The sequence below is a fragment of the Veillonella sp. ZSJB6 genome, assembly GCF_051549505.1.
In the GTDB taxonomy this organism is placed as follows: Bacteria; Bacillota; Negativicutes; order Veillonellales; family Veillonellaceae; genus Veillonella.
In genome coordinates, this window is sequence record NZ_JBPUGE010000002.1 from 392553 (window position 1) to 403979 (window position 11427).

Sequence of the window (11427 nt, forward strand, 5' to 3'; positions counted from 1 at the left end):
GCTAGCAACGAGAAATTCTCGTTGCTAGCGTTTTTGTATCATTTAGCGTTTAATTGTTTAGCCTATAAATTGTTGCCACAATGGCATATACACATATTCTAGGAAAGTCCACACAACAAGACCTGCTATAGCACCAACAATGGCCCCATTAATACGAATCCAACTGAGGTCATCCTCTACCTTAGATTCGATAAAGTAAATAAACTTCTCTGTGCTTAAGCCACCCAGAACTTGGCGTATGATAGTTTCAATGAGGTCATAGCCTTGTTCAAGCACATATACACCAATATTGTGCAATGTATCTTCTATACGGTTTCTTAAATCTTCAGATTGACCGTATACGGTCCACAATTCAAGGGCGATATTAACTAATACTTGAGCTGGTGTTTCCCCATTTTCATCCCCTACGAGTAATAATTCCTCTACATACGGGCATAAATGGTTTTCAATGACAGATTCCCAGTCTTGTTCGCGAATCCACCGTTCCCACGCTTCATCGAGGGCATTACAAACTTCGCGATTATCTTCAATATTGCGAATCGGATCAACCCATTGACGAAGCCATGCAGTCCGTTCAGGACTATTTGGTCGCTTCCAATTCTCAAGCATAGCATAGGCTTCTTGAACGATAGCCTGTGCCAACTCATGGTAGTTCACCACATCAGTCGCTTCAGACATGGAGATGAGGAAATCAGACCAGAACCCTTTTCTCTTTTTCTTATGAGCCTCTTCTGCTACAACTGCTGTAAGCCATGTCACCATAGCCGGATGGTTGATACGTTCTTGAACTACGTCCAACACCTGTACAACCATGCCTTCGTAGCGATTATGTTCACATAAGTCGAGTAAAACGTGCTTCAAAACAGGTACTAAAGAATGTTTTTGAAGCAATCCACGAATGCGTTTTGCCCCCCATTGAGCCCATTCCTCAGTCGTTTGAGATTTCCATAATAGATGTAACCCTTGATGGATCACTAGGCGCGCTGCCCTTTGACCTTCTGGAGATAACAGGAATTTTTCAAACAATGGTACAAATTGAACATTGCTCAACAATACTTTACACCGTTCCTTAGTAAGCATCTTTGTCTCAACGAGCTTGATAACACCGTTGATGAGACGATCCTTATTACGAGGAATTAATGCTGTATGATATGGGAAGCCTAGTGGCTTACGGAATAAAGCAGTTACTGCAAACCAGTCTGCCACACTACCGATAAGTGCGGACTGCACAGCCCAATAAAGAGGCTGATACCAGCTTTCACGGCCATAGAAAAATTGACCTATGAAAACAAAACAGTACAATACGGCAGTCAAACCAAGAATACCATTAGCACGTTGCCGTAAAGTGAGGGATTTCAAATAGCGAATCATTTGAGCACCCCCTCTACCAAAAGGTATAAACCGTAGAATATACCCCCTAAAACAGCCCCTACGAGGGAACCATTAATACGAACCATTTGAAGGTCATAGTACATCTTACCACGTACAATTTGAGTGATTTCCGCAGGTGAATAGCGAGATAATTCCTGTCCTACCACCTTATCGATGAGAGGATTCAATTTTTGTAACCACGGAATGCTACGAAGCAAGAAGAACCGTTCAAAGGGCGCTTGCTTATCTGGGTTCAACAAGATTTCTGTACCGAGCACATTAAAGCGGCCGATAACAATGTCCATGAGGCGTTTCCAGTCCACAGTATCACCGTCGATGAGCTTGCCTTCCCATTCTTCAAGAACCATTTTAATCCATTGATCTTTGTGCTCTTCAATGAATGCTTGCCACTCTGCATTAGTTTCTAAATTATTGAAGAAACGAATAGCTTGGCCCCATACATAACGACCTAAATCCGAATCGATAGACTCGTTATCCTTTAGGAATTGAACCGCCTTTTTCTGTACCGTTTCTACCAATCGTTCTGGTGAAAGTCCATCACCGCCAAAGGCAATGGCTAATTCACGGAAGAAAGAATCCTTCGTATAGGTTTTCATAATGTCTAGCATAACGCGGTACAAGTACGGATATACCTGATTCGACGCAATGACACGCTGACAAGTACGGTTAAAGTAAAGCCAGAAAATACTCGCCGTATGGCGCTCTAACATACAACGGCCAAACAAGATAACGAGGGGTGTCGCCTTCCAGTTGGTAACACCTTTATAAATAGCCTTGTTGATTTCTTGGCGCATTGGCTCTATATCCATATGAGATAAAACCTGATTACCTACGCCATACAAGATATCCCGAATTTGACCTTGTCCTACATCGCTCATACCATATTCAATAATACGGACCATGACGCGTTCCTTTTTGATGGCATAATACATCTGTGGCACACGCAATAACTCTTCACTGAGCATAGTGCGCCCCATTTGAATGAGCCGCTCCTTGCTGCGCGGCAAAATAGCCGTCTTAAAAGGAATTCCCAAAGGCTTCGTAAAGAGTGCTGTTACCGCATACCAGTCCGCCAAGCCACCAATCATAGCCGCCCCAGATACATGCATGATAAACGCCCAGAACGTATCCTGTCGTTGTGGATATGCAATTAAAAATATAATAGCCATGACAACCAATAGGGTGGTTGCCACTGGTTTAGTTTTCATCATCACTTGATCCTAACTTACTAAATTACGTATACAGACTCTCCCCATATAACGTAGTGACCATATAGGCCACGAACTTTCACATACTACAACTTATGAAAGTATATTTAGAATGTGCATTCATCGCCTTCTTTTTGAGGTTCCCATACAGGGACATCCCCAAAGAGAGATTTAAAATACACAGATGGTGTCCATAGTGGGCCATTAAGATGCATCGGAATAAAGGCTTTTTTCACCTCTACGCGGCGTAAAAACTCAATGGCGCCCCACTCCATAGCGTCTTCCAAACGATTATCAACAGGGAACATCGCTACATCGACAGATAACCCGTCCAATTCTTTGAACTCACGCCACGCCATGCGCTTTGCATCAGCATTATTCTCTGGCGTGTCACCAAGCCAATGCCACCAATTGAGGTCACCGGCGTGGAAGATAGAATCAGAATCGATGTTAGCAGTATTTGTCTTTACGTAGAAAGAACCGCCTTCATCGGTACTACCATACATATGAATGCCTACATCATCTAATGTAGCATCATGACCTGGACGCATGGTAATGCATTTCTTTACCTTGCCGTCTAAGGGCACATCTTGATGGCAAATGTAGCGCGTTTGAGGGCCATCAAACTCTGTAATGGATGGATTAAAATGATCTGCATGAACATGGCTTACAAAGAACCAAAGCTCACGACCACGCTTTGCTAATTGCCAAACAATATTATTAGGATCTTTATAATAATCAAACACATAGCAACGCTTACCGTCGTCTACAAGAAAGCCGCTATGCGCTAAAAAAGTAACATTCAACATTATTATCAATACCTCTCATTTATTGAGAATTTATATCATTCGTATTGTTTATTATACCATATTTTTCTTAATACATGGCACAAACAAATGGCTATTTATATCATATATAAGGGCAGAAATGCCGCTGTCGCTTCTTAAATGCGGCCAGCGGCTTTCATATAGTCGATATATTGGTTCCCCCATTTTTCAAGAGATGCGAGAACCGCTTTAAACTCTGCCCCCACTTCGGTAAGGCTATATTCTACCTTAGGTGGAATAGTACCATATACTTCACGATGAACTAAACCGTCATCCTCCATTTGTCGCAGAGCTCTCGTAAGAGTGGCTTGCGTAATTGGATATAAGCGGCGCTCTAACTCACGGAAGCGCACAGGACCTTCAGATAATTCGTGCATGATCAATAAAGACCATTTGCCGGCTAATAACTTTTGGCTCGTTGCATAGGGACAGCGGCCCACTAAATCATGAACATTTACGAGTTGCTCTGCCATGGTGATTCTCCTTTTCGCTCTAATATAATTCAAATGTTATCACATATTTTTACTATTTCAAGCATTTTATGGTATCTTTTTTTAGGGTACAAATATTTATGTTCGCTAATATTACTATATACACAAAAGAACCGCTAGTTACAAAACTAGCGGTTCTTTTCTTTACCATACTAAGTACGCTACTAAACGAACACTTTTAAGAAGCAAGAGATATTATAAATCAATGTCACTTATTCCCTAAAATTTAGTCGTCTGCCAAAATCATAATAATGTTTTAATAAAAGATTCCATTTCCATCGGTTTTACAACAGGCTCAAAGCGCCCTACCACATTACCTTTACGATCTATAACAAACTTAGTAAAGTTCCACTTTACCTCATCGTCCTTTAGATAGTTAGGATCAATGCCATTGAGATAGTCTGTAAGCATTTCTGTCTTATCACTAGGCGGGAACCCTTTAAATGGTTGCTCTTTAATCATATATTTGAATAAATCCAAGGCACTTTCATTACGCACATCAGATTTACCCATCACAGTAAAAGTAACCCCATAATTTACCTTGCAAAAGGATTGAATTTCGGTATTAGAACCAGGCTCTTCCTCGCCAAACTGGTTGGAAGGGACCGCAATAATTTCTAAACCTTGTTCGTTGTATTTCTTATAAAGAGCCTCTAACCCCTCATATTGGTGAGTAAATCCACACTTACTTGCCGTATTAACAACAATAAGAACTTTGCCTTCAAAATTTTGTAGCGATTGCAATTCACCAGACGTATTAGGCAGAGAAAATTGATATACAGACATAGTAACTCCTAACTTTCACAATAAAACTAATATTATATTAATAATGTTTTTATATCGTAATTAAATTTAGCTGTAGTCTCAGCCGCAGTTTTTTGCCATTCTGTAGGTGCTGTACCGTCTTTTTCTAGGAAGAATCCAGAGTCAAGGTAACGAATGATAATATAGTTGGAATCCTTTTGATCAAAGCCATTACCACGACTGAAATCGATACCATGACCTGTATTGCGCGTTACGATGGCTTCTAATAATGGCAAGGTAATGGCATTCAACGTGATTTTCATATCACATTTGTCGAAAATCTTTTTGAAGAAGGAGCTAGGTTTTTCTTCCTTATAGACTAACAATTTGCTAATCGTACCATTAGAGGCACATACTACGCGGCGAATTTCATTAATAGGGATATCTACCTTACCATTTGAGATAACACCATTTTTAATGGTAATTTCTCGTTTTCCTATGTAGGAGTAATCAAGTGGCAATTGAAGGGTATCTAAATTTGCAGGGAAGTCTGCTGTCAATTTATGGCGAGCAAAGGCAGCAATGATTGCTTTTGTTTCACGAATATTATGACCAGCATTAGAACCTTTACGGTCAGTGTCTAAATCTTGACCTTCTATGTTTTTCCAATTATGGTCTCTAAATATAATCGAATAGTTACTATTTGAATTTAAATATCTTGTAAGATATAGCTCATTTACGTCATCAAAATCAATATCAGTCGTAACAGTACCATTTGCATCTTTACAGAGTACACCATTGTAACTAATTGTTAACGTACGATCATTACTTTCAAAAACAACAGGATTTTTGTCGAATACAGAAATCATAGCCCTCTCCTTTTCACGACTCCAAACACAATGATACTTGTATGTATCAAGTGCATTTACGTAATACATTGATTAAGTACATTAATCAACTTTATTTAACCTAATCATACACCTTCTATATAGATTTATACAAACAAAAAAGCTGATTCCGAAGAATCAGCTTTTTCTATTTCATTGAAATGTTTCAAATGAAGTTGTAGTTAAAATTAGATGCTTTCAACAGCAGCGATAGCTGCAACGTCTACAACGTCTTGAGCAGAGCAACCACGAGAAAGGTCATGAACTGGTTTAGCCAAGCCTTGAATCAATGGGCCAAGAGCATCAGCGCCGGAGAAGCGTTGTACCAATTTGTAACCAATGTTAGCAGCTTGAAGATCAGGGAAGATCAAGATATTAGCTTTACCAGCTACGTTGGAGCCAGGAGCTTTCTTTTCTGCTACGGAAGGAACGATGGAAGCGTCCAATTGCAATTCGCCGTCGAATTTGAAGTCAACGTTGCGTTCTTTCAAGATGTTAACAGCTTCAACCACTTTGTCTACTTCTGGAGTGGAAGCAGAACCTTTTGTGGAGAAGGACAACATGGATACGCGAGGGTCAGCCATGCCAACAACTTTGCGAGCTTTTTCTACAGTGGATTCTGCGATATCAGCCAATTGTTCGCTAGTTGGGTTAGGCAATACGCCGCAGTCGGAGAATACGAGCATACCGTCGTCACCATATTCTTTTTTGCTTGTGAACATGAACATGGAAGAAGATACAGTTTTAAGACCTGGTTTAGTACCTACAACTTGTAGTGCAGCGCGCAATACGTTTGCAGTTGGGCAACCGGAACCAGCAACCATGCCATCTACTGCGCCAAGACGAACGAGCATAGCGCCGAAGAATAAGCAGTCACCTTTCATAGTTGCGTCAGCTTTTTCAGGAGTCATGCCTTTTTTAGCGCGCAATTCTACGAATGTATCAACCATTTCTTGGTAACGATTATAGTTAGCTGAATCGATAATTTCAGCACCTTCGATGGATACGCCAACAGCTTTAGCAGCTTCAGCGATTTCTGCAGGGTTACCAACAAGTACAGGTGTTACGAAACCTTCTTTCAAAATGATTTCAGTTGCTTTCAATACGCGTTCATCTTTGTATTCTGGCAACACAATTTTTTTACCTAATGGTTTTACTTGGTCTTTTAACTTTTGAATTAAATCCACGATTTTTGCCTCCTTAACATTGGCTTATGCCATATCAATACTATTATTATAGCAAATTCAACCTATAGGTAAAAGTAAAATTTATTTTCTAAGCCTATTATTCTAATTTTTATACTATCATTTTGATAATGGTAAAAGTTAATCTCATAACGTTACAATTAACAGCGAGTTGAATACTCCCCATGTAAAACGTTACAATTATAGTAATGAACCGCTTAATAACAGTAAGGACACAAATTTTAACGTTCTAATTAAGACAACTACTTTTGGAGGACTCATGGCCAATACAGAAACGACAATCAACGCAGTTATCAATCCCCAAATCAATGATGCTCCCATAGATATAGAGAAAACGATTAAAGCTTTAGAGCACAATAATTTCGTAGTTCATTATTTTGAAACAGGCACTGAGGCTGTTAATTATTTACAATCTCGCATTCAAAATAAACGAGTGGCTATCGGCGATTCCCGCACCTTATTAGAGCTCAAGGTTCATGATGCTTTATCCAAGGTCAACGACGACATAACAGATATTCAACGTCCTCTCCCTGGTGAAAGCTTCCGGGACACTGCATTACGCACCATGGGCCGCGATGTATTTCTCACCTCTGTAAATGCATTATCCCAAACAGGGGAGATGGTCAATATCGACGGCACAGGCAATCGTGTGGCAGCGTCTCTATTTGGTTCCCAAGAGGTGTTCTTTGTGCTTGGCACTAACAAGATTACCCCTGACTTAGCATCTGCTATTTATCGAGCACGAAATGTAGCAGCACCGCTAAACAGCAAGAAGAATAAGAAAAGCTCCCTCAATCCTTGTGCCAAATTAGAAGAAAAATGTTATGACTGTGGTTCTCCGGATCGTATTTGTAATGCTTTAACAATTTACTACAAAAAGATGCGCAACATGCAAACTATGGAGATCATTATCATCAATGAATCCTTAGGGTTCTAATGGTTTGTGGCCCATTTAGAAAATCTTGTACGCTCATCTGCCCTAATCCAGATACAACTCTATAAATAGTGGACCATCGCGGATCGATAGCACCACTTTCAAGATCACTAATATAAGATTGGGCTAAACCAGACTTATCAGCCAACTGATACTGCGTCATGCCCAATTGTCTACGCCATAGTAAAATTAATACGCCTAGTTTGTGAACCTCTTGTCGAACCTGTATATCACGACAACATAGAATAGGATTCATAGCAACCTCTATCTACTTTCACACTCAACACATGGTTATGCCTTTACTATACCCATATCGTAGGTTGACTGACTAGTAGCAGTTGAAAAGTAATAACACAAAAGCCTTACTAAAAACTAATGTATCAATTAGTTCTAGTAAGGCTTTTTTCTATACATATTATGTTCTGTATGTTTTCAACAATTCGTGTAATTTTTGTATATATAGAGATAATTAGTACTAAACATGTACTATATTACACCAATCAGCATAGATAATATCTAGATTTGTATAGTTTCTATACATTATCCATTCATTATGAATACACTTGAATAGTAATGTTACTAGCTTATATCATTATCCGCTATAGGATTATTGGTTAGCACTTTCTTGAGCTTTTTTGATTTCCATGTATTTAACCATGCCATCCACAGCTTTTTTAGCTTCGCGCATCGCCAATACTACAGTAGCCGGTTTATGTACAACGTCACCGCCAGCGAACACGCCATCACGGTTAGTCATGCCATATGGATCTTCAGATGTAATGATGTAGCCTTTTTCGTCTACTTTTAGGTTATTACCTTCGCCGATAAGACGAGCATTTGGTTTATGACCAGCAGCGATGATGATTTTATCTACAGGCATAACTTGGAACTTACCAGTACCGTGGATGCCTGCGCCATCTTCGTTAAGAGCCATCACTTCATATTTGAAGCCTTCTACCTTGTCTTTACCTTCTACGCCTACTGGAGAAGCGAACCATTGGAATTGAACGCCTTCAGCACGAGCTTCTTCGTATTCAGACAACAATGCTGGCATTTGTTCTTGGCTACGACGGTATGCTACAGTAACAGATTCACAACCTAAGCGTACGCATGTACGAGCCGCATCCATCGCTACGTTACCACCACCAATGATAATTACGCGGTCCCCTTTTTTAACAGGAATTTGAGCTTCATCAAGCTCGCCATTTTCTACAAGCTGTACATTAGTCAATAAGTACATAGCTTGGAATACGCCATGCACTTCATCGTTTTCCATGCGTACTTCTTGAGGAATATGTGTACCAGTACCGATAAAGATGGAGTCAAAACCTTCAGCGAAGAGTTCGTCCAATGTTTTATCTTGACCGATAAATGTGTTACATACGAATTTAACGCCTAAACCTTCAAGACGTGCGATTTCACGACGTACAACGGATTTAGACAAACGGAATTCAGGAATACCAAATAAAAGTACGCCACCTGGTTCAGATTGACCTTCAAATACAGTTACATCATAACCAAGCTTAGCGATATCGCCAGCTACAGACAAGCCCGCAGGGCCAGAACCTACAACGGCAACCTTACCAAGATCTTGTTTAATTTTCTTAGGTTTGCGAAGTTCATTGATGCTTTCAAAATCTGCAGCAAAACGTTCCAATTTACCGATGTTAATAGGCGGTTTTTTCGCCTTGTTCATGATACAGTTACCTTCGCATTGGTTTTCGCGCGGACATACGCGGCCACAGATGGATGGCAAGTTTGTACGTTCTGCCAAGATATCGTTGGCTAAGCCGAAGTTACCGTTCGCGATAGCTTGGATGAAACGAGGAATTTCGTTTTCAATAGGGCAACCCATACGGCACAATGGTTTTGGACAATTTAAACAACGTTTCGCCTCAGCGAGCGCTTCCTCCATTGTATAATCCGCATCAAAATGTAGTGGTTTTAATTCGTTACTCATGGCACATGCCTCCTAACAAGGATCCAGTACTATACTTATACAGCGTTGCATGTACCTGAACAATCCGATGAGCCCTCTCACATAGGGATGTCGCCACATGCTGCTAAGATTTATCTTTTGTAACCATTCGATAGACGTGTGGTCACTGGTCAGACACACACTATTCTATAGTATATTCTAAATTGTGAAAGTCCCAACAGTCAAGCAAATAAAGCACCTTTTGTATACGAATATAGCCCCTATTCATGCAAGGATTGCATAGAAACGAATGGTAAGGTAACAGCAATTCTTAAGTGTATATTTACATATATATCCATGCATGTATACTGATAATAGACAGAATAATTGATTTGCACCACATTAACATACACTCATAGATGTTGATGACACCGAACTGATATATATAATTACACAAGATTTCTTATGAATCTAGCAGAATGTAAGAGGTTCACTATGAACACAGTAGACTTTACTAAAACATACTATATCGATCGCCGCGGTTCTCATTCCCGCAAATGGGATGGCGAGCATTTAAAATTCAGCCGCACTGACTTATTACCACTATGGGTGGCCGATATGGACTTTATGCCTCCTCAGTGCATTCAAGAAGCCATTTGTAGCTATGTGAAAGCTAACCCTCTAGGTTACACCATGACAAATCCGGATTATATAGAGGCAGTCATGAGTTGGTACAAACGCCGGCATAACTGTAGTCTTGAGCAAGAATGGCTCACGAGCGCGCCCAATGTCATTACAGGGATTATGTGGTGTATTGGGGCTTTTACCAAAACCAATGATGCCATCGCCGTCCTAAGTCCTGTATATGGCGCCTTTGATACGAGCGCCAGCGATGCCCAACGTCAAATCATCGCGGTTCCTATGAATCGCACTGAAGATAATCACTACACCGTCGATTACGAAGCCTTTGAAACAGCGATTACCAAGCACGATGTGAAACTGTTCATTCACTGCAATCCGCACAATCCTGTCGGCCACGTATGGACGGAACAGGAAATGGTTCGATTATTCAGCATCTGCCAACGGCACCATGTGCTCATCATAAGTGATGAGATCCATCAAGACCTTATCACAGGCCCAACGGCCTTTACATCTGCCTTGACGGTAAATAATGGGGCCTATACGGATAGCATAATTGCAATGTCCTCTCTCTCAAAGTCATTCAATATGGCTAGCTTGCACCACGCAGAGGTTATCATTCCTAACGAACAACTACGAAGCCAATTCAACGCCTATAAGGCCCATGTGTATCATACAGACTCGGACGTTATTGCCGAAGCGGCCATCACCGCAGCCTACACACATTCTGAGTCTGAAGCATGGCTCACAGATGTACTGGCAGTTATTCGGGAAAACTATGAATATCTGTGCCGAGAACTTCGTACGGCATTGCCACACATCCGCATCAGCCCTATGGATGGTACCTATTTGGCTTGGATCGATTTTGGCGCCTATATAAAGGCGGAAGATATGCATGACCTATTTGAAAATAAATGCCACATCGCACCAAGCTTTGGCGAATGGTTTGGAGGCGAAGATTACGCCACCTTTGTGCGACTTAACTTGGCGACTAGCCTTGAAAATATCAGGACTGCTACCCATACTATTATCAAGTACGTACACCCTTAATGGGTACCTCTTATCAAGAAATACATTAATTCAGGAAATACATTAATCATATTAGGGGTTATAGGACAAAAAGTGTTGCTATTTCAGTCCCAAAGATTGGTAAATAGTCGATCATAATTATGTAAATCACTC

At 40.6% G+C, this 11427-nt stretch carries 11 protein-coding genes; 2 read left to right on the forward strand and 9 right to left on the reverse strand.

What is annotated here, in order from left to right; all coding sequences use genetic code 11:
• Positions 1 to 57: 57 nt before the first annotated feature.
• The 7 genes from ACSV5T_RS04445 to pta all read right to left on the reverse strand — a co-directional run bounded on the left by ACSV5T_RS04445 (position 58) and on the right by pta (position 6736).
• Positions 58 to 1371 carry a DUF445 domain-containing protein gene (locus tag ACSV5T_RS04445; protein WP_438320374.1) on the reverse strand — a complete coding sequence of 438 codons (1314 nt, stop codon included), beginning with the start codon at positions 1369 to 1371 and terminating at the stop codon, positions 58 to 60.
• Positions 1368 to 2603, reverse strand: a complete 1236-nt coding sequence (locus ACSV5T_RS04450; RefSeq protein WP_438320375.1) for a DUF445 family protein — start codon at positions 2601 to 2603, stop codon at positions 1368 to 1370. Before ACSV5T_RS04450 ends, ACSV5T_RS04445 begins: the two co-directional genes overlap by 4 nt.
• A gap of 104 nt (positions 2604 to 2707) precedes the next feature.
• Positions 2708 to 3409, reverse strand: a complete 702-nt coding sequence (locus ACSV5T_RS04455) for an MBL fold metallo-hydrolase (protein ID WP_438320376.1) — start codon at positions 3407 to 3409, stop codon at positions 2708 to 2710.
• A gap of 134 nt (positions 3410 to 3543) precedes the next feature.
• On the reverse strand, positions 3544 to 3900 hold the full coding sequence (locus ACSV5T_RS04460) for a winged helix-turn-helix transcriptional regulator (protein ID WP_295232501.1): 357 nt from the start codon (positions 3898 to 3900) through the stop codon (positions 3544 to 3546).
• 261 nt (positions 3901 to 4161) lie between these two features.
• A complete protein-coding gene (locus tag ACSV5T_RS04465) occupies positions 4162 to 4704 on the reverse strand; it encodes a glutathione peroxidase (RefSeq protein WP_438320377.1) in 543 nt (180 codons plus the stop codon).
• A gap of 32 nt (positions 4705 to 4736) precedes the next feature.
• Complete coding sequence (locus tag ACSV5T_RS04470; RefSeq protein WP_295868050.1) at positions 4737 to 5531, reverse strand: hypothetical protein; 795 nt, start codon at positions 5529 to 5531, stop codon at positions 4737 to 4739.
• Positions 5532 to 5737: 206 nt separating this feature from the next.
• Complete coding sequence (gene pta / locus ACSV5T_RS04475) at positions 5738 to 6736, reverse strand: phosphate acetyltransferase (protein WP_438320378.1); 999 nt, start codon at positions 6734 to 6736, stop codon at positions 5738 to 5740.
• A 277-nt stretch (positions 6737 to 7013) separates the two neighbouring features.
• On the opposite strand from pta, the gene ACSV5T_RS04480 reads away from it, so the two are divergent.
• Positions 7014 to 7691, forward strand: coding sequence for a lactate utilization protein (locus tag ACSV5T_RS04480; protein WP_295868045.1), 678 nt, complete (start codon positions 7014 to 7016; stop codon positions 7689 to 7691).
• Here the strand turns inward: ACSV5T_RS04480 and ACSV5T_RS04485 are convergent.
• Positions 7669 to 7944 carry a helix-turn-helix domain-containing protein gene (locus tag ACSV5T_RS04485; protein WP_105089889.1) on the reverse strand — a complete coding sequence of 92 codons (276 nt, stop codon included), beginning with the start codon at positions 7942 to 7944 and terminating at the stop codon, positions 7669 to 7671. The two genes, ACSV5T_RS04480 and ACSV5T_RS04485, sit on opposite strands and share 23 nt — an antisense overlap.
• 351 nt (positions 7945 to 8295) lie before the next feature.
• Entirely contained in the window at positions 8296 to 9648 is a 1353-nt protein-coding gene (locus ACSV5T_RS04490) for an NAD(P)-dependent oxidoreductase (RefSeq protein ID WP_295868039.1), read from the reverse strand.
• A 453-nt stretch (positions 9649 to 10101) separates the two neighbouring features.
• Here ACSV5T_RS04490 and ACSV5T_RS04495 point away from each other — a divergent pair, with 453 nt between their 5' ends.
• Positions 10102 to 11295: a MalY/PatB family protein gene (locus tag ACSV5T_RS04495; RefSeq protein WP_438320379.1), complete on the forward strand. Its 1194-nt coding sequence runs from the start codon at positions 10102 to 10104 to the stop codon at positions 11293 to 11295.
• The last annotated feature ends 132 nt before the right edge of the window (positions 11296 to 11427 follow it).